The sequence below is a fragment of the Streptomyces sp. NBC_01288 genome, from assembly GCF_035982055.1.
Lineage (GTDB): Bacteria > Actinomycetota > Actinomycetes > Streptomycetales > Streptomycetaceae > Streptomyces.
Genome location: NZ_CP108427.1, coordinates 8,177,584 through 8,201,099, shown reverse-complemented (window position 1 = coordinate 8,201,099; position 23,516 = coordinate 8,177,584). Strand labels below are relative to the sequence as shown.

The following is a 23,516-nucleotide window of genomic DNA, read 5'->3' as shown; positions in this document are numbered from 1 at the left end:
CCCATCACAGGGAGTCTAGGGATGGCGAACATCGTCGGGAACTATTTCAGGCTGCACCCCCTGACCGAAAGTCGGGCCTTGTGAAGACCACGTCCATACGCTTCCGTCGGTTCCGTTGACGGGGTTGAAACCGGCCCGGAGAGTGGTAATCCACGCGAGGGGGACATGCGTGGTGTCCGCACCGCGCCGCGGATCGGGGGGTCTGCCATGAACTCAGCGACGAGTGTCAGGACGGCGAACTACGACACGAGGGTGCCCTGGATCGACGTCCTGCTGTCCGCGGTCGCGGCGGTCAGTTGGGCCCTGATCGGCATGGCGGGCACGGCGGCGCTCGGCCTGCACCTGCTGGGCGCCGACGCGACGGGCTCGCTCGGCCCGATGACCGCGGCGGTGGTGGCCCTCGGAGCGGGCGGCTCGGTCACCCCGACCGGCGATGTATCGGCCTTCGGCCTGACCGGCGCACAAGCGACGACGGCCGTCACGATCACCCCGCTGGGCGTGAGCCTCGTGGGCGCGCTCCTGCTGTCGTACTTCTTCCTACGATCCTTGCGGGCGGCCGGAGTTGTGATCGCCCCGGCCGAACTCCTCGCGCGCGCGGGCTCGGTGATCGCGCTCTTCGTGGCGATGCTCGGCGGGCTGGCCTGGGCGGGCCACGACGTCATCACGATCGACGGCAGCAAACTGGGCCTGGACAAACTGACGGGTGGCGGCGGTAGCGGCGGCGGGGTGAACATCCCCGGCCTCGGCGACATCGGTGACATCGGCGGGCTGCTGCCGGGCAAGATCAGTGACCTGGTCAAGGCGAAGGCGGCGATCGGCTTCACGGTCGACACGGCACCGACGTTGCTGGGCGGCCTGGGCTGGTCGGCCGGCATCCTCCTCATCGCCCTGCTGGCATCCCGCCGTACCCCCCTCCCCCGCGGCTGGGAGGCCGTCCACCGCGTCGTACGCCCGGCCGCGTCCGCGCTCGTGGCGGTACTGCTGGTCGCGGTGGCGGCGGGCCTCGCGGCGGCGGCGTACGCGGCGATCGGCGACGACCACCCGAAACGCATCGCGGGCGCGGCCCTGCTGGGCGCTCCCAACGGGGTCTGGCTCGGCATCCCGATCGGCCTCTTCGTCCCCTGGGACGGCAGGGCGACGGGCGAACTCGCGAAGCTCCTCCCCCACCCCCTGGACCAACTCCTGAGCGTGAAGTCCGATCAGCCGGTGACGTTGGGGCAACTGGCCGAACTGGACGGTCGGGTTTGGTTGTTGGGGGTCGCGGCGGCGTTGATGATGCTGCTGGCGGGGGTGTTGACGGCGGTGCGGACGCCCTTGGGGGCGGGGAGTGGCTCCGATCGTAATGGTGCGGGGGGTCGCGGGAGTGCTCTCGGTTTTGCCGGGCGGTGTGCCGTACGGCTGGGGGTCGTCACCGCGCTGACGTTGCCGTTGCTGGCCTGGCTGACGGACGTGTCGGTGGATGCGTCGCTGTCGGTGCTGGGGTTCGACGCGTTCGGCGCGGGGATCGAGTTGCACGGGCAGCTGGGCATGGCGTTGGTGCTGGGCGCGGTGTGGGGTGCGGGGGCGGGGGGTGTCGGGGGGCTCCTCGCGTACGCGACCGGGGCCGCGGGGCGGCAGGCTTCGCGGTTGGCACGGGGTGACTTGGAGGTGGGGGCTCCGGGGACGGGTTCAGGGTCGGGGTCGGGGTCGGATGCCTGGATGCCGGGGCAGCCGGGGTATCCGGAACATGCGCAGCCCGCGGGAGGCGCGGAACAGGCAGGGCACCCGGAGAACGCCGGAGACCCGGGACCCTACGTGCCGGGTTCGCCTTACCGCGCGCCGAACCCTGCGACCAACCCATATCTGCAACTGCCCGATGAGCTACGGCAACCGGAGGACGGTCGGCCGGCGCCGCCTGGTGGAGCTTGGCCTGGTGGGAAGTCGCCGGGGCAGGAGGGTGGGGCGGGTCCTCGGGGTTCGGGATCGCCTCAGGAGGGTGTGTGGCGGCCGGGGGCGGGGTCTGGTGGTTCGGGGACTGGCGGTGCAGGGGCGGATGGTGGGGCTCGGTCCGGTGGACCTGGGTGGCCGCCGCAAGGCGCGGGCCCCGGCGGCACGCCCCGGCCTCGCGGACCAGCTCGGCCACCAGACGCCGGATCACCAACGGAGACTACGTGGCCGCCCGGTGCGCGGTCGCCGCAGGAAGGTGGTCGGCCGCCCGGTGGAGGCTCACGGCACGGCAGTTCCCCTCAACTTCCGGGAAACGCGGGGCAGTTCGGGGCCGGTCCGGCACCCGGAGCCGTAGGGACCGGTGGAGTCGGTCCGTACTCCGGAGGCTCGCGGCCGCCCGGAGCCGTTCCGCCGGACGACGGGACTCGCCCCTACGACGACCCGCAGTCGCCCGGCATCCCTTTGCCGCCCGCCGACATGTACGGCGCTCCGACGATGGCCGAGTCCTACGAGCCGCCGTCCCGGTCGCCTCGGCGTCGGCCCGGGTCACGTTCGCGGGACTGGCCGGACGACGACTCGGACGGTGGGCAGCGACCTCCTCCTCCGCCCCCGCCACCAGCGCCGCCCCCTCCGGGGAAGCCCAAGGGTCGCCGGTGAGCCATGTCCACGTCGGGTGAGCTCCGCGTCTGCTTCGGGTGAGCCCTCTTCGGTGCCCGGGGGACCTTGCCCGCACCGGATGAGCCGGGGGCACCGCCGACCGGAGTGCGGGGGCCGACATCTGCATGGGCCAACGGCCCCGTACCCGGCGTCCCACCCATCCGGACGTGTCCCTCCCATCCGGCCCCGCACCAGCCCCCTCACTCAATGACCAGCCAATTCCCGATCGGCGCCCGCACTCACCACGATCACATCAACACACCCTCTGACCGCCCATCAGGCCACTCGCGACCGACCCGAGCCCACTCCTGACCGCCGCCCCGCTCCTCCGTGATCGCCCCGTAAGGTTCGCGCCACCGACCCGACACCCACTGTTCCGTGTCCGCTAGGCGGACCTCTGCGGCATAAGGCACTCCGTGCCGGATACGGTGGGTGCATCATGAGCGCTTCGCAGACCTCTGACGTCCCCACTCTCCTCGTCAAGATCTTCGGCAAGGACAGGCCGGGTATCACGGCCGGACTCTTCGACACCCTCGCCGCCTACTCCGTCGACGTGGTCGACATCGAGCAGGTCGTCACGCGTGGCCGGATGGTGCTGTGCGCGCTGGTGACACCGCCGCCCGCCGGGCTCGAAGGGGATCTGCGGGCCACCGTGCACAGCTGGGCCGAGTCGATGAAGATGCAGGCCGAGATCATCTCCGGCCTCGGCGACAACCGGCCACGTGGGCTCGGGCGTTCGCTGGTGACCGTGCTCGGTCACCCCCTCACCGCGGAGTCCACCGCCGCGATCGCCGCCCGCATCACCAAGGCCGGCGGCAACATCGACCGTATCTTCCGGCTCGCCAAGTACCCCGTGACAGCAGTGGAGTTCGCGGTGTCCGGCGTGGAGACCGAGCCCCTGCGCACCGCCCTCGTCACCCACGCGGCGACGTTCGGCGTCGACATCGCCGTCGTGGCGGCGGGGCTGCACCGGCGGGCCCAGCGGCTCGTCGTCATGGACGTCGACTCCACGCTCATCCAGGACGAGGTCATCGAACTCTTCGCCGCGCACGCCGGCTGCGAGGCCGAGGTCGCCGAGGTCACCGCCGCCGCGATGCGCGGCGAACTGGACTTCGAGCAGTCGCTGCACGCACGCGTGGCGCTGCTGGAAGGGCTGGACGCCTCGGTCGTCGACAAGGTGCGCAGCGAGGTGCGCCTGACACCGGGGGCCCGCACCCTCATCCGTACGCTCAAGCGGCTCGGCTACCAAGTCGGCGTCGTATCAGGCGGGTTCACCCAGGTCACCGACGACCTCAAGGACCGGCTCGGGCTCGACTTCGCCCAGGCCAACACCCTGGAGATCGTCGACGGCAAGCTGACCGGCAGGGTCACCGGCGAGATCGTCGACCGCGCGGGCAAGGCACGGCTGCTGCGCCGGTTCGCCGCCGAGGCGGGCGTACCGCTCGCGCAGACCGTGGCGATCGGCGACGGCGCCAACGACCTGGACATGCTCAACGCGGCCGGTCTCGGTGTCGCCTTCAACGCGAAGCCGGTCGTACGGCAGGCCGCGCACACCGCGGTGAACGTTCCGTTCCTCGACACCGTGCTGTATCTGCTGGGCGTCACCCGCGAAGAGGTCGAGGCCGCGGACACGCACGACGAGGACTGATCCCGGACGACTCTCCATACCTTCGGGGGCCCGGCACCGCGCGGTGCCGGGCCCTTGTCGTGCGCGGTCAATTCCGGTTGTCGTGCGCGGTCGGTTCGACTACTTGGACACGTGGAACGCGGACTACTCCGACGGCGCCCAGTAGTCGTCCAGCGTGGCCACACCCGGCTCCAGCGCCTTCCAGGAACCGGTGAAGGACAGCACGGCGAAACCGGCGGCCGCGAACCCGCGCTGCTTCAGCCATTCGCGAGCCTCGGCGTTGCCCGTACCGGCGTCCGCTTCGGCGTCCGCTCCACTGCCCGTACCGGTCTCCGCACCGGGGAGGATCTCGGCCAGCCCCTGCACGCTCGGGTTGTGGCCCACGAGGATCACGTTCCGCGCGTCGTCCGGCGTCTCGTTCAGCACCGCGATCAACTCGCCGGGAGAGGCCTCGTAGAGCCGCTCCTCGTAGACGGTTTTCGGCCGGTGCGCGAGTTCGTGGACGGCGAGCTTCCAGGTCTCCCGGGTCCGGACCGCGGTGGAGCAGAGGGCCAGATCGAAGGGGATGCCGGTGTCGGCCAGCCTGCTTCCGGCGGTGGCCGCGTCCAGGCGGCCCCGCTCAGCGAGCGGCCGCTCGTGATCGGTCACCTGGGGCCAGTCGGCTTTCGCATGCCGGAAGAGGACGATCCTGCGGGATTCTGCGACGCTCATGGGATCCAGCTTCGCATGAAACAGGCCATGGGGCGCAGGGAGTTGACGGGGTGGCTCCGCAGGTGCTCAGCAGGCACTCAGCGGGCTATGAGCTGCTGCGCGCGCTCGAACAAATGGGTGATCACCGGGTCCGAGGCCGCCGCTTGCGCGTCCGTCGGGTTGAGCATCATCACGAGCAGCACGACGAACGCGAGCGCCGGCAGGGCGAGGGCCCACCACGGCAGCCTGATGTCGACGCCGCCCGTGGTCGCCGGGTGGGGCCGGGTGTACGTAGGGGCCGACATGGATGCCTCCGCTGGTCTCCGAGTGGTCCGCGATCCGCTTCTCGCGGTCACACCATCGAAGTTACGGAACGCGCGGCCCCCAACCCATCCGGAGATCCACCCACTTGACCCTGAGCCTCACCCCCTAGGGGATGGTGGGGACAACCCCACCATCGGCCCGCGGAGGCACTCACACGGTCACGGAAACGCGACCGTCAGGGCGACGCGATCGTCGCGATGATGGCGATCACGATGAAGATGGCGAAGAACGAGCCGAAGACGAGCAGCATCTTCTTCTGACCGTTCTGGGGGTTCGGGTCGAGCACTGGCATACGGCCAGTCTCGCACCCGCCGCCCACGCCGCGTCCCCCGGGGCCGGGTCAGCGGGCCGCCTCGTCCTCCACCGTGCGGTCGCGGCCCGCGAGGACGCCCACGGCCATCTGCGGGATCATCAGGCCGGCCATGAGGGCGATCGGCAGTCCCCAGCCGCCGCTGTGCTGGTAGAGCACGCCGACCAGGAGCGGCCCCGGGATGGAGATCAGATATCCGGTGCTCTGCGCGAAGGCCGACAGCTGGGCGACGCCCGCACCCGTCCTGGCCCGCATCCCGACCATCGTCAGGGCCAGCGGGAAGGAGCAGTTGGCGATGCCGAGCAGCACCGCCCAGACCCAGGCGCCGCCGGCCGGCGCGAGGTACAGGCCCGCGTATCCGGCGAGGCCGCAGACGCCGAGGGCGATCACGATCGGGCCCTGCCGGGGCAGCCGGGTGGCCACGCGCGGGATGACGAACGCCAGCGGCACGCCCATCACCATGGTGACGGCGAGCAGCAGCCCTGCGGTGCCCGCGGAGACCCCCGCGTCCCGGAAGATCTGCGCCATCCACCCCATCGTGATGTACGCGGCGGTGGCCTGGAGCCCGAAGAACACGGCGAGCGCCCACGCGGTACGGCTGCGGGTGATCCGCAGCACCGGCCGCGCCTGCTCGGCCTCCCGCGCGCGGGCTCGCGTCGGAGTCCCGGGCGCGGGTGTCCCGTCGGCGCCGTCCCGCGCGCGGGAGCGCTGTTCCCCGGCCGCCTCCGGTCCTGAGGACGCCTCCCGGTGGCGTACGAGGGCGATCCACGGCAGTACGGCAGCGGCGGCCAGTGCTGCCCACACGGCGAGGCCGGAGCGCCAACTGCCGCCCAGGGCATCGGTGACGGGCACGGTGACCGCGGCGGCGGAGGCCGTGCCGAGGGCCAGGGCCATCGAGTACAGGCCGGTCATCGAGCCGACCCGGTCCGGGAACCAGCGCTTGACGATCACCGGCATCAGGACGTTGCTGACCGCGATGCCCATGAGCGCGAGCGCGCTGCCGATCAGGAAGCCGGTCGTGCCGCCTATGTAGGGCCGTATGAGCAGGCCCGCGGTGATGAGGACCATGCCCGCGCAGACCACCGTGGCGGGGCCGAAGCGGCGGGCGAGGCGCGGGGCCATGACGCCGAAGGCGGCGAAGCACAGCGGGGGTACGGAGGTGAGCAGTCCGGCGACGCTGCCGCTCATGCCGAGGCCGTCGCGGACCTCTTCGAGGAGGGCGCCGAGGCTGGTGATGGCGGGGCGGAGGTTCAGCGCGGCGAGCACGATGCCGAGGACGAGCAGACGCGTCGTCCACGCGTGCGTGGACGCTTTCTCGGGCTGCTTCCCGGTCCGCTTCCCTGTCGGAGCCGGGGAGTCGCTCGCGGCGGAGCTGCCGACGTTGCCGCTGACGTTCGTCGTGGACTTCAGTGTCCGGGTTTCCTCGCTTGCCATGCCGCCCATCATAGAATGATGGGATGATTGGTTGTCCATCCCCGGGTGGCCCGCTCCCGCCCCACCCATGCGAAGGTGTGCCATGCCCCTGAGCCATCCCCGTCGTTCGGCGCTGTCCGAGCAGGTCATCGCCTCGCTGCGGAACCAGATCACCTCGGGCGAGTGGCCGGTCGGCTCCCGGATCCCGACCGAGCCGGAGCTGGTCGAGCAGCTCGGGGTCGCCCGCAACACGGTCCGCGAGGCCGTCCGCGCGCTCGCGCACAACGGCCTGCTGGACATCCGCCAGGGCTCCGGCACGTACGTCGTGGCGACGAGCGAGCTGGCCGGCGTGATGCACCGCCGCTTCGCGGACGCCGACCCCCGGCACATCGCCGAACTGCGCTCCACGCTGGAGTCGTCGGCGGCGCAGCTGGCGGCCGAGCGGCGCACCGAGAAGGACCTCAAGCAGCTGGACGCCCTCCTCGTACGACGGGAGGAGGCCTGGGCATCGGGCGACACGGAGGCCTTCGTGACGGCCGACGCGACCCTGCACATGGCCGTGGTGGCGGCCTCCCACAACGACGTCATGACGGCGATGTACGCCGACCTGGGCGAGGTGCTGCGGGAGTGGCTGCGCGCGGACGTCGGCGAGGCGCTCACTCCGGAGACGTACATGGACCACACGCGACTGGTGGACGCGATCCGCGCGGGTGACGCGCAGGCGGCCGCCAAGGAGGCCGCGGGCTATCCGTTCGTGTGCCGCCCGGGGAGGCTCAGCTCGCCCGCTTCTGGTGGCTGACCCACACCGCGCGGACGTCCTCCCAGCAGCGGCCGGTGAGCCGTACGGTCTGCGCCGGGCCGGCGTCGGTCGCGATGCCGTCGCTGTCGATGTCCCACCAGCGGTCGCACTCGATGTGCAGGCTGACGCGGTCGGTCCGGGGGTACGGGTTGTGGCAGTACGCGATCACGTGCGAGCCGTGGACGGCGGTGCGGCAGTCGGCGCCGAACAGCTGGGGTGCGGCCGGTTTTCGGGCCTCCACGCGTGCGTGGGGCATCGCCTCGTACGCCAGCGAGATGACGAGCGCGACGGCGACGGTCACTGAGGCCAGGCTGCGGGACAGGCGCACAAGGGAAACCTCCTCGGCAGTGCTGGGGAGGGAATCGCGTGGTGAACGCGTAGTCCAGAGTGCGCGGTTGTGCCCTGCCCCCGCCCGGCCGGAGGGGCCGAACGGGTGACGCCCCGCTCCCCGCGCGGTGCGGGAAACGGGGCGTCGACGCCGTAGGAGGGGCCGGGCCGGGAGGTCAGGCTCCGATGGCGTGCAGGCCGCCGTCCACGTGGACGATCTCGCCGGTGGTCTTCGGGAACCAGTCGCTCAGCAGGGCCACGATGGCCTTGCCGGCCGGCTCCGGGTCGTTGAGGTCCCACTCCAGGGGGGAGCGGTCGTCCCACACGGAGGCCAGCTCGCTGAAGCCCGGGATGGACTTGGCGGCCATCGAGCCGAGCGGGCCCGCGGAGACGAGGTTGCAGCGGATGTTCTGCTTGCCCAGGTCGCGGGCGAGGTAGCGGCTGGTGGCCTCCAGGGCGGCCTTGGCCGGGCCCATCCAGTCGTACTGCGGCCACGCGAAGGACGCGTCGAAGGTGAGGCCGACGACCGAGCCGCCGTTCTGCATCAGCGGCAGGCAGGCCATGGTCAGCGACTTCAGGGAGAACGCCGAGACGTGCATCGCCGTGGCGACCGACTCGAACGGCGTGTTCAGGAAGTTGCCGCCGAGCGCGTCCGGCGGCGCGAACCCGATGGAGTGCACGACACCGTCGAGGCCGCCCAGCTCCTCGCCCACGACGTCGGCGACGCGCGCCAGGTGCTCGGCGTTGGTGACGTCGAGCTCGATGACCTTGGTGGGCTTGGGGAGCTTCTTGGCGATGCGCTCGGTCAGCGTGGGCCGCGGGAACGCGGTCAGGATGATCTCGGCGCCCTGCTCCTGGGCCTGCTTGGCGGCGTGGAAGGCGATGGAGGACTCCAGCAGCACACCGGAGATCAGGACGCGCTTGCCCTCGAGAATTCCGCTCATGGTGATCAGTGACCCATTCCCAGTCCGCCGTCTACGGGGATGACGGCTCCAGTGATGTACGAGGCGTCGTCCGAGGCGAGGAACCGCACCGTCGCGGCGACCTCCTCGGGCTGCGCGTAACGGCCGAGCGGCACCTGCTTGACGATGCCCTCACGCTGCTCGTCGGTGAGCACCTTGGTCATGTCGGTGTCGACGAAGCCGGGCGCGACGACGTTGAAGGTGATGTTCCGCGAGCCCAGCTCACGGGCGAGGGAACGCGCGAAGCCGACGAGGGCGGCCTTGGAGGCGGCGTAGTTCGACTGGCCGGGGCCGCCCATCAGGCCGACGACCGACGAGATCAGCACGACGCGGCCCTTCTTGGCGCGCAGCATCGCGCGGTTGGCGCGCTTGACGACGCGGAAGGTGCCGGTGAGGTTCGTGTCGATGACCGAGGTGAAGTCCTCCTCGGACATGCGCATCAGGAGCTGGTCCTTGGTGACGCCGGCGTTGGCGATCAGGACCTCGACCGGGCCGTGCTCGGCCTCGATCTCCTTGTAGGCCTGCTCCACCTGCTCGGAGTCGGTGATGTCGCACTTCACGGCCAGGCAGCCCAATTCCAGCAAGGCGGCCGGCGGCTCTCCCGAGCGGTAGGTGAAGGCGACCTTGTCGCCGGCGTCGGCGAACGCACGGGCGATGGCGAGGCCGATGCCCCGGTTGCCTCCGGTGACGAGAACCGAGCGGCTCAACGGATCACCCTTTCGATAGCGGTCCTGCACGCCTGCCCGGTACACCTGGTCGACAGGCGGCTTTATCGAAAACCTATCGGTCCGCCCCGTCCGGCGGACAATCGGGCACCGACAGTGGCTTACGGGACTCGCTGTCGGGTCCCTACAGAAAGTGCCGACGCAGCGCGGAAACGTGTGGTCCCCGCACCCGCTCGCGCGACATGATCGGACCCGACAGGCCACGACAGCAGGGAGACCTCCGTGCCCCATTCCATCGACGAAGCCTTCACGGCACTTCCGCTACGCGCCCTGGCCGACGCCGCGCTGGCACGCGCGCGTGCGCTCGGGGCGGAGCACGCGGACTTCCGGTTCGAGCGGGTGCGCAGCGCGTCCTGGCGGTTGCGGGACGCCCGGCCCGCCGGTACGTCGGACACCACCGACCTCGGGTACGCGGTGCGGGTCGTGCACGGCGGCACCTGGGGGTTCGCCTCGGGCGTGGACCTGAGCCTGGACGCTGCCGCCAAGGTCGCCTCGCAGGCGGTGGCGATGGCGAAGCTCTCCGCCCAGGTGATCAAGGCGGCCGGGTCGGACGAGCGGGTCGAGCTGGCCGCCGAGCCCGTGCACGAGGAGCGGACGTGGATCTCGTCGTACGAGATCGATCCGTTCTCGGTGCCCGACGAGGAGAAGGCGGGGCTGCTGGCGGACTGGAGCTCCCGGCTGCTCGCGGCGGACGGCGTCAACCACGTGGACGCGTCGCTGCTCACCGTGCACGAGAACAAGTTCTACGCCGACACCGCCGGGACGGTGACCACCCAGCAACGGGTCCGGCTGCACCCGCAGTTGAACGCGGTGTCGGTCGACGAGTCGAGCGGTGAGTTCGACTCCATGCGCACCATCGCGCCGCCCGTGGGCCGCGGCTGGGAGTACCTCACCGGGACCGGCTGGGACTGGGACGAGGAACTGGCGCGCATCCCCGAGCTGCTCGCCGAGAAGATGCGGGCGCCGAGCGTCGAGGCGGGCCTGTACGACCTCGTCGTCGACCCGTCCAACCTCTGGCTGACGATCCACGAGTCCATCGGCCACGCCACCGAACTGGACCGCGCGCTCGGCTACGAGGCCGCCTACGCCGGCACCTCCTTCGCCACCTTCGACAAGCTCAACAAACTGAAGTACGGCTCGGAGCGGATGAACGTCACCGGCGACCGCACCGCCGAGCACGGCCTCGCGACCATCGGCTACGACGACGAGGGCGTCGAGGGCCAGTCCTGGGACCTCGTCAAGGACGGCACCCTGGTCGGCTACCAACTCGACCGCCGTATCGCCAAGTTGACCGGCTTCGAGCGTTCCAACGGCTGCGCGTACGCCGACTCCCCCGGCCATGTGCCGGTGCAGCGGATGGCCAACGTGTCGCTCCAGCCGGACCCGGCGGGGCTGTCCACGGAGGATCTGATCGGCGGGGTCGACCGCGGGATCTACGTGGTGGGCGACCGGTCGTGGTCGATCGACATGCAGCGCTACAACTTCCAGTTCACCGGGCAGCGGTTCTTCAAGATCGAGAACGGGCGGATCACCGGGCAGCTGCGGGACGTCGCGTACCAGGCGACGACCACCGACTTCTGGGGGTCCATGGCGGCCGTCGGCGGTCCGCAGACGTACGTCCTGGGCGGCGCCTTCAACTGCGGCAAGGCCCAGCCGGGCCAGGTCGCCGCGGTCTCGCACGGCTGCCCGTCGGCCCTCTTCACGGGCGTCAACATCCTCAACACCACCCAGGAGGCCGGTCGATGAGTCCTCGGACGAACAAGCCGCACGAGATCGTCGAGCGTGCCCTCGAACTGTCCCGGGCCGACGGCTGTGTCGTCATCGCCGACGAGCAGTCGACCGCCAACCTCCGCTGGGCGGGCAACGCGCTGACCACGAACGGCGTCACGCGCGGGCGCACGCTCACCGTCATCGCGACCGTCGACGGCAAGGAGGGCAGCGCCTCGGGGGTCGTGTCCCGGTCGGCCGTCACCCCGGAGGAACTGGAGCCGCTGGTGCGGGCCGCCGAGGCCGCCGCGCGCGGTGCCGCGCCCGCCGAGGACGCTCAGCCGCTGGTCACGGGCGTACCTCAGTCGCCCGACTTCACGGACGCGCCCGCCGAGACCTCGTCCTCCGTGTTCGCCGACTTCGCCCCGGCGCTCGGCGAATCGTTCGCACGCGCGCGTGCGGGCGGTCGCGAGCTGTACGGCTTCGCCAACCACGAGCTGGTCACCAGCTACCTCGGTACGTCGACGGGCCTGCGCCTGCGCCACGACCAGCCCAACGGCACGCTGGAGCTGAACGCCAAGTCCCCGGACCGTACGCGCTCGGCCTGGGCCGGCCGCTCGACCCGGGACTTCAAGGACGTCGACCCGGCCGCGCTGGACGCGGAGTTGGCCGTACGGCTGGGCTGGGCGGAGCGGAGGATCCCGCTGCCCGCGGGCCGGTACGAGACGCTGCTGCCGCCGACCGCGGTCGCGGACCTGCTGATCTACCAGATGTGGTCGGCGTCGGGCCGGGACGCGGTCGAGGGCCGCACGGTGTTCTCCAAGCCCGGCGGCGGCACCCGCGTCGGCGAGAAGCTCACCGAACTGCCGCTGACGCTGCGCAGCGACCCGAACGAACCGGGCCTGGAATCCGCCCCGTTCGTGCTCGCGCACACCTCCGGGGGCGACCAGTCGGTGTTCGACAACGGGCTGCCGCTGAACTCCACCGACTGGGTGCGCGAGGGCGAGTTGCAGCACCTGCTGACCAGCCGGCACAGCGCGGGTCTGACCGGGCTGCCGGTCGCGCCGTCGATCGACAACCTGATCCTGAGCGGGGGCGAGGACCGCTCCCTGGAGGAGATGGTCGCGAACACCACGCGCGGGCTGCTGCTGACCTGCCTCTGGTACATCCGCGAGGTCGACCCGGCGACGCTGCTGCTCACCGGGCTGACCCGGGACGGCGTCTACCTCGTCGAGAACGGCGAGGTGGCGGGCGAGGTGAACAACTTCCGGTTCAACGAGTCGCCGGTGGATCTGCTGGGCCGGGCCACCGAGGCGGGGCGGACGGAGAAGACGCTGCCGAGGGAGTGGAGCGACTGGTTCACCAGGGCCGCGATGCCCGCGCTGCGGGTGCCGGACTTCAATATGAGCTCTGTCAGTCAGGGCGTATAACCTCGTACCTGATTGATTCGCGAGACCACTCAAGGAGATACGAGAACCGTGACGGACATCGTCGACGAGCTGAAGTGGCGGGGCCTGTTCGCCCTGTCCACTGACGAAGATGCTTTGCGCAAGGCGCTCGCGGACGGTCCCGTCACGTTCTATTGCGGCTTCGACCCGACCGCGCCGTCGCTGCACCTGGGTCACCTGGTGCAGGTGCTCACCGTGCGTCGGCTCCAGCAGGCGGGACACCGGCCGCTGGCGCTGGTCGGCGGGGCCACGGGCCAGATCGGCGACCCCCGCCCGACGGCGGAGCGCACGCTGAACGACCCGGAGACGGTCGCCGGCTGGGTCCAGAAGCTGCGCCGCCAGATCGAGCCGTTCCTGTCCTTCGAGGGCGAGAACGGCGCGGTCATGGTGAACAACCTCGACTGGACGGCGAACCTCTCCGCGATCGAGTTCCTCCGCGACATCGGCAAGCATTTCCGCGTCAACAAGATGCTGGCGAAGGACTCGGTCGCCAAGCGTCTGGACTCCGAACAGGGCATCAGCTACACGGAGTTCAGCTACCAGATTCTCCAGGGCATGGACTTCCTCCAGCTCTACCGGAGGTACGGCTGCACGCTCCAGCAGGGCGGCAGCGACCAGTGGGGCAACCTCACGGCGGGCCTGGACCTGATCCACCGCCTGGAGCCGGACGCCACGGTGCACGCCTACGGCACACCGCTGATGACCAAGGCCGACGGCACGAAGTTCAGCAAGTCCGAGGGCACCGCCATCTGGCTCGACCCGGAGATGACCACGCCGTACGCGTTCTACCAGTTCTGGCTGAACACGGACGACCGGGACATCTCCACGTACGCGCGCATGCTGTCCTTCAAGTCCCGTGAGGAGCTTGAGGAGTTGGAGCGGCAGACCGAGGAGCGCCCCCAGGCCCGTGCCGCGCAGCGCGCGCTGGCCGAGGAGCTGACGACGCTGGTGCACGGCGCCGAGCAGACCGCCGCCGTGACCGCCGCGTCCAAGGCCCTCTTCGGACAGGGCGAGCTGGCGGAGCTGGACGAGAAGACACTGGCCGCGTCGCTCTCCGAGGTGCCGCACGTCCAGGTCGCCGAACTCGGCCCGGTCGTCGACCTGTTCGCCGAGGTCGGCCTCGTGGCGAGCAAGTCGGCCGCGCGGCGGACCGTGAAGGAGGGCGGGGCCTACGTGAACAACGTGAAGGTCGCGGCGGAGGATGCCGTGCCGGCGAAGGAAGATCTGCTGCACGGGCGGTGGCTGGTGCTGCGGCGGGGCAAGAAGAACCTGGCGGCGGTCGAGGTGACCGGAGCGTAAGCGCCAAAGGGGCGCGGGTTAACTGCGGGCCGCGGCTTTCGTCGTGGCTGGTCGCGCAGTTCCCCGCGCCCCTTTGGGGCGCTGTCCTCAGGCTCTCTGTTTGTTCTTGCCGATCGTCGCCATGTACGCCATGTCGACGACGAAGACGATGATGATCGCGGCGATGAGCTGGAACGCGTGGCGGCTCCAGTCGATGCCGCTGGTCGCGTCGACGCCGGCCGCTCGGGCGATCGCGTTGCCGACGATGGCGCCGAGAATGCCGCAGATGGTGGTCAGCCAGAGCGGACTGTGCTGCTTGCCCGGGATGATCGCCTTCGCGATCAGGCCGAGCACGAATCCCACGATGATCGCCCACAACCAGCCCATGGCTGCCTCCTTGTACGGCTCGACGTTCGACGTGAGCATTACGCCAAGTGTGGGTCCGGTCGCCGTACGGCGCATGTCGGGTACGGCCATACGCGCTACGGCGCAGTTCGTTCGCCCAGGCCGGAGGTCCCCCGGTCTCGAAGGCGACGGAGGCGCGGCGTAACGTGGAACGTGTCGGGGCCCGGTTCCCGGATCGGGTGCGAACCGGGGTCGCGGGCCGGGGAGAGTCCGATGCGGGCGGACGGTGGAATGTGATGCGGAAGCTGCACGGCGAAGGCAAGGCCCAGGTGTTCCGGATCACCGGAGCCCGGACGGGACTCGCGGAGGACATCCGCGGCCGCCAGCGCCGGTACATCATCTCGATGTCGGTCCGTACGGTGTCGGTGATCCTCGCCTGCGCGCTGTGGAACGTCGAACGGCACGTCGCGATCGTCGCGTTGGTGCTCGGCGTACTGCTCCCCTATGTCGCCGTCGTGATCGCGAACGCCGGGCGGGAGAACGCGCCGGGGCTTCCGTCCACGTTCGTCACCGCGCCGCTGCGGCCGATGATCGCGCCGCCGAGGCCGGACGGGACGTTCGCGGAACCCGTCCCGGAAGAGGTCGTGCCCGAGTCGGCACCCCGTGTGGGAGGCGAACCGTACGACCGGTCGTGACCATGGCGAACGCGCCAGAACCGGACGTCGGCTCCGCACCAAGCTCAAGAAAAGCTCAGATCAATCATGTTGTTCCGGTGCCGGGCTAGCGGTCACCCGTGACATACTTCGTACGCGCTCCGCATCCCCCGTCGGAGCGACGGACCGACGCCGGGCAGCTCCCCCCGTGGCTGCTCGGCGTCGCCTTTATCAGCGCATCTGTGAGACGAATTCCGTGAGTTCCCGTGAGTGACGAGACCCCGATCTGCTCCGCGAAGGGCTGCCGCGCCGACGCCGTGTGGGTCCTCGCGTGGAACAACCCGAAGATCCATACGCCGGAGCGACGCAAGACGTGGCTCGCGTGCGAGGAGCACCGCGAGCACCTGTCCCAGTTCCTCGGTGTGCGGGGTTTCCTGAAGGACGTCGTCAAGTTCGAGGACTGGGAAGAGCCCGAGATCCCGTAGAGCCCGTTCGCCTACGACGGCTGCTCAGCCGCCGATCGCCGACATCGGCCGGTCCGGCTGGAGGAACGACGGGTCGTCCAGGCCCGAGCCCGCCTTCTTGCCCCACATCGCCTGGCGCCAGATCCGGGCGATCTCCTCGTCCGGGGTGTCGGAGCGGAGCGCGCCGCGGAGGCTGGTCTCCTCGCGGGCGAACAGGCAGTTGCGTATCTGGCCGTCGGCGGTGAGGCGGGTGCGGTCGCAGGCCGCGCAGAACGGGCGGGTGACCGAGGCGATGACGCCCACGCGGTGCGGGCCGCCGTCCACGATCCAGCGCTCGGCGGGGGCCGAGCCGCGCTCGTCGGAGCCTTCGGGGGTCAGCTCGAAGCGGGTGCGGAGGGAGGTGAGGATGTCGCCCGCGGTGACCATGCCCTCGCGCGTCCAGCCGTGCTGGGCGTCCAGGGGCATCTGCTCGATGAAGCGCAGTTCGTACGCGTGCTCCACGGCCCAGGCCAGCAAGTCGGGGGCCTCGTCGGCGTTGAGTCCCGGCATCAGCACCGAGTTGATCTTCACCGGGGTCAGGCCCGCGGCGTGGGCGGCTTCCAGGCCGGCGAGGACGTCCTTGAGGCGGTCGCGGCGGGTGAGGGTCTTGAAGACGTCGGGGCGCAGGGTGTCCAGGGAGACGTTGACCCGGTCCAGGCCCGCCTGCTTCAAGGCGGTCGCCGTGCGCTTGAGGCCGATGCCGTTGGTCGTCAGGGACATCTGGGGGCGGGGCTCCAGGGCCGCGACCCGCTCGACGATGCCGACCAGGCCGGGGCGCAGCAGGGGCTCGCCGCCGGTGAAGCGGACCTCCTCGATGCCGAGGGAGGTGACCGCGATGTCTATCAGGCGGACGATCTCGTCGTCCGTGAGGAGGTCGGGCTTCGCCAGCCACTGCAGGCCCTCCTCGGGCATGCAGTAGGTGCACCGGAGATTGCACCGGTCGGTCAGCGAAACCCGCAGGTCGGTGGCTACTCGGCCATAGGTGTCGATGAGCACGTGTGCCCCCCTCCCTCGTTTCGGATCGCATGTTTTCCGACACCTGCGAGCGTACGCGACACCTCTGACAACGAGGGCGGCCCGATCCCACGAGGTACGACACGGCCGCGTCGTAGGGATCTACGACGCGGCCGTCGACGTGGGGGGACCTGGTGGGGGGACTCAGGTGGACCGGGCGGGGCGGCTCAGTGGGCTCCGGTGCCGGTCAGGGACCGTACCTCCAACTCCGCGAACTTGCCGGTGTCCGGCTCCTCCTTGGAGAGGATCGTGCCGAGCCAGCCCAGCAGGAAGCCGACGGGGATGGAGATGATGCCGGGGTTCTCCAGGGGGAACCAGTGGAAGTCGACGTCCGGGAACATCGACGCGGGCTTGCCCGAGACGACCGGCGAGAACAGGACGAGGCCGACCGCGGTGACCAGGCCGCCGTAGATCGACCAGAGGGCCCCGGAGGTGGTGAAGCGCTTCCAGAAGAGGCTGTAGAGGATCGTCGGGAGGTTGGCGGAGGCGGCGACCGCGAAGGCGAGGGCGACCAGGCCGGCGACGTTCAGGTCGCGGGCGAGGGCGCCCAGGAGGATGGAGACGGCGCCGATGCCGACCGTGGCGTAGCGGGCGGCGGCCATCTCCTGCTTCTCCGTCGCCTGGCCGCGCTTGATGACGTTCGCGTAGATGTCGTGGGCGAACGAGGAGGACGAGGCCAGGGTCAGGCCGGCGACGACCGCGAGGATCGTGGCGAAGGCGACCGCCGAGATGGTGGCCAGGAGGATGGCACCCCAGTTGGAGTCGACTCCGCCCAGATGCAGTGCCAGGAGGGGGGCGGCCGTGTTGCCCGCCTTGTTGGAGGCGATGATCTCGTCGGGTTTGATCAGTGCGGCGGCGCCGAAACCGAGGGCCAGGGTCATCAGGTAGAAGGCGCCGATCAGGCCGATGGCCCAGATGACCGACTTACGGGCGGCTTTGGCGGTGGGCACCGTGTAGAAGCGGATCAGGATGTGCGGCAGGCCGGCGGTGCCGAGGACCAGGGCGAGGCCCAGGGAGATGAAGTCCAGCTTGGTGGTGCCGGTGGCGCCGTACTTGAGGCCGGGGTTCAGGAAGGCGGAGCCCTTGCCGCTGTTGGAGGCGGCCTTGCCGAGCAGGTCGGAGATGTTGAAGTTGAACTTCAGCAGCACCAGGAAGGTCAGCAGCAGGGCGCCGGCGATGAGTAGGCAGGCCTTGACCATCTGGACCCAGGTGGTGCCCTTCATGCCGCCGATGGTGACGTACACGATCATCAGGACACCGACCAGGGCGACGATGCCGATCTTGCCCGCGTCGGTGGTGATGCCGAGGAGCAGCGAGACAAGGACGCCCGCGCCGGCCATCTGGGCCAGCAGGTAGAAGATCGACACCACGATGGTGGAGGTGCCGGCCGCGGTGCGGACCGGGCGCTGGCGCATGCGGTACGCGAGGACGTCGCCCATGGTGTAGCGGCCCGAGTTGCGCAGCGGTTCGGCCACCAGGAGCAGGGCGACCAGCCAGGCGACCAAAAAGCCGATGGAGTACAGGAAGCCGTCGTAGCCGAAGAGGGCGATGGCGCCGGCGATGCCGAGGAAGGACGCGGCGGACATGTAGTCGCCGGAGACGGCGAGGCCGTTCTGGAAGGCGGTGAACTGGCGGCCGCCCGCGTAGAAGTCGGCGGCGCTCTTCGTCTGGCGGCCCGCCCAGACGGTGATGACGAGCGTGGCGGCGACGAAGATCGCGAACAGGGTGATGATCAGCGGCCGGTGCTGGCTCGCCTCGCCTGCGGCCAGGGTGATCGTGGGGCTCATGCGCCGCCCTCCATCCGGGACTTGATGGCTTCGGCCTTGGGGTCGAGCTTCGCGGCGGAGTACCGCGCGTACCACCAGGCGATGAGGAAGGTGGTCAGGAACTGGGCGAGGCCCAGGACCAGGGCGACGTTGATGTGGCCGACGACCTTGGTGTCCATGAAGTCGTCCGCGTAGTTGCACAGCAGCACGTACAGCAGGTACCAGACGATGAACGCGACGGTCACCGGGATGGCGAAGGAGCGGTGGGCGCGGCGCAGTTCGGCGAACTCCGCGCTCTCCTGGACCTGTTCGAACTCCTCGGTACTGGGGAGTTGGTGTTCGGCTTTCGAGGGGGGTGGTGTCTCGGTGGCCACGGTGTCTCCTCGCGTTACGGACCTGCGGGTTCTGGTCTGGCTCGGTGCTTCCTGCCCAAGGGCACGGCGCGACACGTCGACCGGTTCAACTCCTTTGACTTCTTTCGGTAGTCGTCTTTGGGAAATCATTGCTGGCCAGCCGCCGCGGGAGATAACTTCAGGTCTGCACCACTCGTCATGTACCTGATGTACCTGCCCGAGCGCGCCACCACGTCTCGGGCCGTTTCGTTTCCGGATGATGTGGAGATCCCATGGCTCATCTGCGCCCCAGACGCCGGCTCGCCCTTGCCGTACCGGTCGTCCTGTCGCTGACCGCCTCGCTCGGTTTCCTCCCGTCGGCGGCCTCGGCGGTCCCGATCGCGGAGACCACCGCGCAGGCCGCTGACGCACCGAACCTTGCGTATGTGGTCAACACCCGGCTCGACCACCACACGATCAACTCGGTCAAGAAGGCGATCAATGCGGCCGGCGGCACCATCGTGGTGACGTACGAGAAGATCGGTGTGATCGTCGTCCACTCGGCGAACCCCGACTTCGGCGCGCGGATCCGTGCGGTGCGCGGGGTCCAGTCGGCCGGCGCCACGCGTACGGCGCCGCTGAGCCTCGCCTCGACGACCGACGAGGGCGCGGTGCAGTACCTCTCCAAGGACCAGGCCGCGAAGACGGCGAAGGCCTCCGCCGCCGCCGGTGACAGCGAGCCGCTCGAAGCCGACCAGTGGGACCTGCCCGCGATCGGTGCCGACAAGGCCGCGAAGATCAACCCGGGCAGCAAGAGCGTGACGGTCGCCGTCATCGATGTCGGCGTCGACGACACCCACCCGGACATCGCCCCGAACTTCTCCGCCTCGCAGTCCGCGAACTGTGTCGGCGGCAAGGCGGACACGACGTACGGCTCCTGGCGTCCCGTGGACTCCGCCCACTACCACGGCACGCATGTCGCGGGTGAGATCGCCGCCGCCCGCAACGGCATCGGTGTGGCGGGTGTCGCGCCGGGCGTGAAGGTCTCCGGGATCACGGTGGCCGAGCCGGACTCGACCCAGTTGTTCTATCCGGAGAGCGTGGTCTGCGCGTTCGTGTTCGCCGCGGATCACGGCGTGGAGATCACCAACAACAGCTACTACGTTGATCCTTGGCTGTACAACTGCATGGACGACCCCGATCAACGTGCCATCGTCGACGCGGTCAACAGGGCCCAGCTGTACGCCCAGAGCAAGGGCACGCTCAATGTCGCCGCGGCCGGCAACTCCAACGACGACCTCGACTCGGACGCCCTCGTCGACGACTCCAGCCCCGACGACTCGACCGCGACGCCCCGGACGGTCGACCCGCACAAGTGCTTCGACGTACCGACCCAGTTGCCGGGTGTCGTCACGGTGAGCTCGGTCGGCGCCAAGAAGGCCAAGTCGTACTTCTCCAGCTACGGCCAGGGCGTGATCGACGTGTCGGCGCCCGGCGGTGACGCCCTGCAGATCCCGGACACCCCGTCGAAGAACGGCCGCATCCTCTCTACCTTGCCGAACAACTCCTACGGCTACCTCCAGGGCACCTCGATGGCGACCCCGCATGTCGCCGCGGTGGCCGCGCTGCTCAAGTCGACGCACCCGCACGCCTCTCCGGCCCAGTTGCAGGCGCTGCTGAAGGCCGAGGCGGACAACCCTGGCTGCCCGACCGCCCCGTACGACACCAACGGCGACGGCGTCGCGGACGCGACCTGCGTGGGCGGCAAGCGCGTCAACGGCTTCTACGGGTTCGGCATCGTCAACGCGCTGCGGGCGGTGAAGTAGCCGACACCTCACCAGTTCACGAGGCACCTGTTCACGGGCCGGGCGGATCTCCGCCCGGTCCGTTCGTGTCTGTACAGCCATCCATATCCGCATTGCCTACATTGATTGAATCAATACTGCATAGTTAAATCATGACCGACATCAAGATGGCATGGGCCGCCCTGGGCGGCGATCCCGCTCTGGTCCCGCACGTCTCGACCGTCACGCGTCAGGGGGCGCTCGAAGCGCGGCTTCCCGTACGGGAGTTGGCGCGGGCCTGTGTGGGGGCGTGCGCGCTGGCCGCCGCCGAGTTGGGGGCGCGGCGGGCCGGGCTGACGGAGGTGCCCGGGGTGCGGGTGGACGACGGGGCCGTAGCGACGGCGTTCGTCAGTGAGCGGCATCTGTTGATCGACGGGCGGGCGCCGGTCGGTTTCGCGCCGCTGTCGCGGTTCTGGCGGACGGCCGACGGCTGGGTCCGCACCCACGCGAACTATCCGCACCACCGGGCGCGGCTGCTGGACGCGTTGAAGCTGCCGGGCGGCGCGTCGGTGGAGGACGTGGCCAAGACGCTCGCCGAGCGGTCCGCACCGGAGGTGGAGGAGACCGTCTACGGCGCCGGGGGCCTCGCGGTCACGCTGCGGACGGCGGAGGAGTGGGCCGCGCACGCACAGGGGGTCGCGGTGGCCCGGCGTCCGCTCGTCGAGCGTGAGCGGCTCGGCACCGCACGCGCGCGTGTGCTCCCGGCGCTCGACGGCGACCCGTTGCTGCCTGCCGCCGGGCTGCGCGTGCTCGACCTGACCCGGGTCATCGCGGGGCCGATCGCCACGCGGACGCTGGCCCTGCTGGGCGCGGACGTGCTGCGCGTGGACGCCCCGCAGCTGCCCGAGGATCCGGACGCGCACGGGGACACCGGTTTCGGGAAGCGGTCGACCCGGCTGGACCTCGGACTGTCCTCCGACCGACGGGCCTTCGAGGAGTTGCTCGCGCGGGCGGACGTGGTCGTCACCGGGTATCGGCCGGGCGCTCTGGACCGGTTCGGGCTCTCCCCCGAGGCGCTGGCCGACCGTCGGCCCGGGGGGATCGTGGCCCAGTTGTCGGCGTGGGGCGCGTACGGGCCCTGGGGTGACCGGCGGGGGTTCGACAGCCTGGTGCAGGTCGCCACCGGCATCGCGGCGATCGAGGGGGCGCCGGGGCAGCCCGGCGCGCTGCCCGCACAGGCCCTCGATCACGGGACCGGGTATCTGCTGGCGGGGGCGGTGCTGCGAGCGGTGACGGAACAGTCGGAGCACGGTCGCGGCATCGCCCTGCGGCTGGCGCTCGCACGGACCGCGGCGTGGCTGACGGCGGACGGGGGTGAGCGGGGAGAGGCGGTGGCCGACGGGACGGTGACGGGAACGGCGCGCGGGAACGGGCAGGGCCGGGCGGCGGAAGAACACGGCGGGGCGGTGTTTGCCAGCGACGCGGCGGCACAGGGGCAGCTCCGGGCGACCGACGAGCAGGACGGGGCGGCGGACCAGCGCCGTGGGGCCGCGTACGCGAGCGGCCCGGCGGCACACGGGCGGGACGGGACCGCGGACGAGCAAGGCCCGGCGGCACACGAACGCGGCGGAACCGCAGACGGCCAGCACGGGACGGCGTACAACCAGCCCGATGCCTGGCTCGTCGAGACGGACAGCGATATCGGGCGGCTGCGGCACGCCCTGTCGCCGGTGTCGTTCGTCGGTGGGCCCACGAACTGGGCGCGGCCGCCGGGGCGTTGGGGCACGGACCCGGCTCGTTGGGCTTGATGCGGGGGTCGGGCGGAAACGTACCTATGAGCGGAATGCCGTTCCGTCGGTCGTTTTGTTGCACTTGCCCGGTTATGTGGCGGCTGGTGAAGATCTTGGGGTGACCTTGATACGACCGACTGTCGAAGTGGACGACACGAGCGGCTCCGGGCGGCGCCCCGGTCCGCGTCGGGCTGTCGCCGTACTGGCCCTGGTGGTGCTCGCCGCGCTGATATCCCTGCTCGGCCCGGCCGCCGCGCTACACGACACCGGGGAGGCGGCCGCGCCCGGCGTGGGCGGCATCGCGCTGCTGCGGGCGGTGCTGTTCGGCGCGCTGTGCGTCCCCCTGGGCGAGCTGTTCGTGAACCGGCTGGCGCGTACCGTGCCCGGCGCTCCCCCGAACGGCCCCCGCAGCTGGGCCCTGTACGCGGCCGGTGCCGGTTTCGTCGCCGCGCTGGGGCTCGCGTCGGTCGTGGCGACCGGCAACCTCGTGCCGCACAGCCTCGCCCAGATCGACGTCGGCGGGCTCTACCGGTCCCGGGACGGCGAGTTGGCGCTCCTGGAGGTCAACGCGTTCGCCGTGGCGGCCCTGTGCGCCCGGTCGCGCAGACCCGGCCTCCTGGTGTGGCCCCTGGCCGCCGTGGTCCTCGCGGAGGCGCTGCGGGTGCACCCGGCGAGCGAGCACAGCCCCCTGGTCGGCTCCGAACTGACCCTGGTGCACCTGACGTGCGCGGCGCTGTGGGTGGGCGGTCTGCTGCACGTGCTGCGGACGTTGCGGCAGTGGCGGGGTACCGAGGCGGGGGCCGCGTTGTTGGGGCTCTACGCGCGCGTGGCGGCCGTACTGCTCGCCGCGATCACCGCCACAGGCGTGTGGAGTTCGCTGCGCCGGATGCCGGCCGGCACGATCCTGGACCAGCTGACGACGACGGCGTACGGGCGCACCCTGCTCGCGAAGGTGATCCTCGTCGCCGCCGTCGCCGTAATGGCGCTGTGGGCGCGCTCCAGGCTGCGGCGGGCCACCGATCCGCTGACCGCGTGCTCACCCGCGCGGGCGGAGGTCGTCGCCCTGGGGGTGGTGGTCGGGATCTCCGGACTGTTGACGGCATTGCCGGTGCCGATCCGCTGGCATTGACCGATCA

The 23,516-nt window shown here is 70.6% G+C and carries 21 protein-coding genes and 1 pseudogene; 11 read left to right on the top strand and 11 right to left on the bottom strand.

Going from position 1 to position 23,516, the window contains the following annotated elements; all coding sequences use genetic code 11:
• Positions 1–207: 207 nt before the first annotated feature.
• Together OG194_RS36870 and serB are read left to right on the top strand one after the other, a co-directional pair.
• Positions 208–2,109, top strand: a pseudogene (locus OG194_RS36870) (streptophobe family protein); the annotation flags it as partial.
• Between the two features lie 913 nt (positions 2,110–3,022).
• Positions 3,023–4,231: a phosphoserine phosphatase SerB gene (gene serB / locus OG194_RS36865; RefSeq protein ID WP_327405081.1), complete on the top strand. Its 1,209-nt coding sequence runs from the start codon at positions 3,023–3,025 to the stop codon at positions 4,229–4,231.
• 123 nt (positions 4,232–4,354) lie between these two features.
• Here the strand turns inward: serB and OG194_RS36860 are convergent, their stop codons facing one another.
• The 4 genes from OG194_RS36860 to OG194_RS36845 form a co-directional block, all read right to left on the bottom strand.
• Positions 4,355–4,921 carry a SixA phosphatase family protein gene (locus tag OG194_RS36860; protein ID WP_327405080.1) on the bottom strand — a complete coding sequence of 189 codons (567 nt, stop codon included), beginning with the start codon at positions 4,919–4,921 and terminating at the stop codon, positions 4,355–4,357.
• A gap of 77 nt (positions 4,922–4,998) precedes the next feature.
• Positions 4,999–5,205, bottom strand: a complete 207-nt coding sequence (locus OG194_RS36855; RefSeq protein ID WP_327405079.1) for a hypothetical protein — start codon at positions 5,203–5,205, stop codon at positions 4,999–5,001.
• 194 nt (positions 5,206–5,399) lie between these two features.
• Positions 5,400–5,516, bottom strand: coding sequence for an SGM_5486 family transporter-associated protein (locus tag OG194_RS36850; protein ID WP_088245544.1), 117 nt, complete (start codon positions 5,514–5,516; stop codon positions 5,400–5,402).
• A gap of 48 nt (positions 5,517–5,564) precedes the next feature.
• Positions 5,565–6,968, bottom strand: coding sequence for a CynX/NimT family MFS transporter (locus tag OG194_RS36845; RefSeq protein ID WP_442811687.1), 1,404 nt, complete (start codon positions 6,966–6,968; stop codon positions 5,565–5,567).
• Positions 6,969–7,050: 82 nt separating this feature from the next.
• Between OG194_RS36845 and OG194_RS36840 the strand changes: the two genes are divergently transcribed.
• Positions 7,051–7,746 (top strand): FadR/GntR family transcriptional regulator, encoded by a 696-nt coding sequence (locus OG194_RS36840; RefSeq protein WP_033286413.1) that lies wholly within the window; start codon positions 7,051–7,053, stop codon positions 7,744–7,746.
• On the opposite strand, the gene OG194_RS36835 is transcribed toward OG194_RS36840, so the two are convergent.
• The 3 genes from OG194_RS36835 to fabG all read right to left on the bottom strand — a co-directional run bounded on the left by OG194_RS36835 (position 7,721) and on the right by fabG (position 9,742).
• Positions 7,721–8,074: a hypothetical protein gene (locus OG194_RS36835; RefSeq protein WP_327405077.1), complete on the bottom strand. Its 354-nt coding sequence runs from the start codon at positions 8,072–8,074 to the stop codon at positions 7,721–7,723. The genes OG194_RS36840 and OG194_RS36835 overlap by 26 nt on opposite strands.
• A gap of 175 nt (positions 8,075–8,249) precedes the next feature.
• Entirely contained in the window at positions 8,250–9,017 is a 768-nt protein-coding gene (fabI, locus tag OG194_RS36830) for an enoyl-ACP reductase FabI (RefSeq protein ID WP_327405076.1), read from the bottom strand.
• Between the two features lie 5 nt (positions 9,018–9,022).
• Entirely contained in the window at positions 9,023–9,742 is a 720-nt protein-coding gene (gene fabG, locus OG194_RS36825) for a 3-oxoacyl-[acyl-carrier-protein] reductase (protein WP_327405075.1), read from the bottom strand.
• 240 nt (positions 9,743–9,982) lie between these two features.
• Here fabG and OG194_RS36820 point away from each other — a divergent pair, with 240 nt between their 5' ends.
• Genes OG194_RS36820 through tyrS form a run of 3 tightly spaced genes read left to right on the top strand, consistent with a single transcriptional unit; the run spans position 9,983 to position 14,214 of the window.
• Positions 9,983–11,506, top strand: a complete 1,524-nt coding sequence (locus OG194_RS36820) for a TldD/PmbA family protein (RefSeq protein WP_327405074.1) — start codon at positions 9,983–9,985, stop codon at positions 11,504–11,506.
• Entirely contained in the window at positions 11,503–12,897 is a 1,395-nt protein-coding gene (locus OG194_RS36815; RefSeq protein ID WP_327405073.1) for a metallopeptidase TldD-related protein, read from the top strand. The genes OG194_RS36820 and OG194_RS36815 overlap by 4 nt, the downstream gene beginning before the upstream one ends.
• Positions 12,898–12,945: 48 nt before the next feature.
• Positions 12,946–14,214 (top strand): tyrosine--tRNA ligase, encoded by a 1,269-nt coding sequence (gene tyrS / locus OG194_RS36810; RefSeq protein ID WP_327405072.1) that lies wholly within the window; start codon positions 12,946–12,948, stop codon positions 14,212–14,214.
• Between the two features lie 87 nt (positions 14,215–14,301).
• Here tyrS and OG194_RS36805 read toward each other — a convergent pair whose 3' ends face one another.
• Positions 14,302–14,580, bottom strand: a complete 279-nt coding sequence (locus OG194_RS36805) for a GlsB/YeaQ/YmgE family stress response membrane protein (RefSeq protein WP_043685229.1) — start codon at positions 14,578–14,580, stop codon at positions 14,302–14,304.
• 254 nt (positions 14,581–14,834) lie between these two features.
• Here OG194_RS36805 and OG194_RS36800 point away from each other — a divergent pair, with 254 nt between their 5' ends.
• Both OG194_RS36800 and OG194_RS36795 read left to right on the top strand, forming a co-directional pair.
• Complete coding sequence (locus OG194_RS36800) at positions 14,835–15,233, top strand: DUF3099 domain-containing protein (protein WP_327405071.1); 399 nt, start codon at positions 14,835–14,837, stop codon at positions 15,231–15,233.
• A gap of 224 nt (positions 15,234–15,457) precedes the next feature.
• Entirely contained in the window at positions 15,458–15,676 is a 219-nt protein-coding gene (locus OG194_RS36795; protein WP_327405070.1) for a hypothetical protein, read from the top strand.
• Positions 15,677–15,700: 24 nt separating this feature from the next.
• On the opposite strand, the gene moaA is transcribed toward OG194_RS36795, so the two are convergent.
• The 3 genes from moaA to OG194_RS36780 form a co-directional block, all read right to left on the bottom strand.
• The gene (gene moaA / locus OG194_RS36790) at positions 15,701–16,690 is read right to left on the bottom strand and encodes a GTP 3',8-cyclase MoaA (protein ID WP_327405069.1); all 990 of its coding nucleotides are present in this window, start codon (positions 16,688–16,690) and stop codon (positions 15,701–15,703) included.
• Positions 16,691–16,875: 185 nt separating this feature from the next.
• Complete coding sequence (locus tag OG194_RS36785) at positions 16,876–18,495, bottom strand: solute symporter family protein (protein ID WP_327405068.1); 1,620 nt, start codon at positions 18,493–18,495, stop codon at positions 16,876–16,878.
• A complete protein-coding gene (locus OG194_RS36780) occupies positions 18,492–18,848 on the bottom strand; it encodes a DUF485 domain-containing protein (protein ID WP_327405067.1) in 357 nt (118 codons plus the stop codon). Before OG194_RS36780 ends, OG194_RS36785 begins: the two co-directional genes overlap by 4 nt.
• Positions 18,849–19,099: 251 nt before the next feature.
• Here OG194_RS36780 and OG194_RS36775 point away from each other — a divergent pair, with 251 nt between their 5' ends.
• The 3 genes from OG194_RS36775 (at position 19,100) to OG194_RS36765 (ending at position 23,509) form a co-directional block, all read left to right on the top strand.
• On the top strand, positions 19,100–20,632 hold the full coding sequence (locus OG194_RS36775) for a S8 family peptidase (protein WP_327405066.1): 1,533 nt from the start codon (positions 19,100–19,102) through the stop codon (positions 20,630–20,632).
• A 131-nt stretch (positions 20,633–20,763) separates the two neighbouring features.
• Positions 20,764–22,398, top strand: coding sequence for a CoA transferase (locus tag OG194_RS36770; RefSeq protein WP_327405065.1), 1,635 nt, complete (start codon positions 20,764–20,766; stop codon positions 22,396–22,398).
• Positions 22,399–22,498: 100 nt separating this feature from the next.
• On the top strand, positions 22,499–23,509 hold the full coding sequence (locus tag OG194_RS36765; protein WP_327405064.1) for a CopD family protein: 1,011 nt from the start codon (positions 22,499–22,501) through the stop codon (positions 23,507–23,509).
• Positions 23,510–23,516 lie beyond the last annotated feature (7 nt).

Excerpts from the sequence above, each read along its gene's own strand:
- OG194_RS36785 (WP_327405068.1), bottom strand. The coding sequence starts at position 18,495 with ATGAGCCCCACGATCACCCTGGCCGCAGGCGAGGCGAGCCAGCACCGG.
- OG194_RS36800 (WP_327405071.1), top strand. The coding sequence starts at position 14,835 with ATGCGGAAGCTGCACGGCGAAGGCAAGGCCCAGGTGTTCCGGATCACC.
- fabI (WP_327405076.1), bottom strand. The coding sequence starts at position 9,017 with ATGAGCGGAATTCTCGAGGGCAAGCGCGTCCTGATCTCCGGTGTGCTG.
- OG194_RS36815 (WP_327405073.1), top strand. The coding sequence starts at position 11,503 with ATGAGTCCTCGGACGAACAAGCCGCACGAGATCGTCGAGCGTGCCCTC.
- OG194_RS36855 (WP_327405079.1), bottom strand. The coding sequence starts at position 5,205 with ATGTCGGCCCCTACGTACACCCGGCCCCACCCGGCGACCACGGGCGGC.
- OG194_RS36850 (WP_088245544.1), bottom strand. The coding sequence starts at position 5,516 with ATGCCAGTGCTCGACCCGAACCCCCAGAACGGTCAGAAGAAGATGCTG.
- OG194_RS36845 (WP_442811687.1), bottom strand. The coding sequence starts at position 6,968 with ATGGCAAGCGAGGAAACCCGGACACTGAAGTCCACGACGAACGTCAGC.
- OG194_RS36840 (WP_033286413.1), top strand. The coding sequence starts at position 7,051 with ATGCCCCTGAGCCATCCCCGTCGTTCGGCGCTGTCCGAGCAGGTCATC.
- serB (WP_327405081.1), top strand. The coding sequence starts at position 3,023 with ATGAGCGCTTCGCAGACCTCTGACGTCCCCACTCTCCTCGTCAAGATC.
- OG194_RS36805 (WP_043685229.1), bottom strand. The coding sequence starts at position 14,580 with ATGGGCTGGTTGTGGGCGATCATCGTGGGATTCGTGCTCGGCCTGATC.
- OG194_RS36860 (WP_327405080.1), bottom strand. The coding sequence starts at position 4,921 with ATGAGCGTCGCAGAATCCCGCAGGATCGTCCTCTTCCGGCATGCGAAA.
- OG194_RS36775 (WP_327405066.1), top strand. The coding sequence starts at position 19,100 with ATGGCTCATCTGCGCCCCAGACGCCGGCTCGCCCTTGCCGTACCGGTC.
- OG194_RS36770 (WP_327405065.1), top strand. The coding sequence starts at position 20,764 with ATGACCGACATCAAGATGGCATGGGCCGCCCTGGGCGGCGATCCCGCT.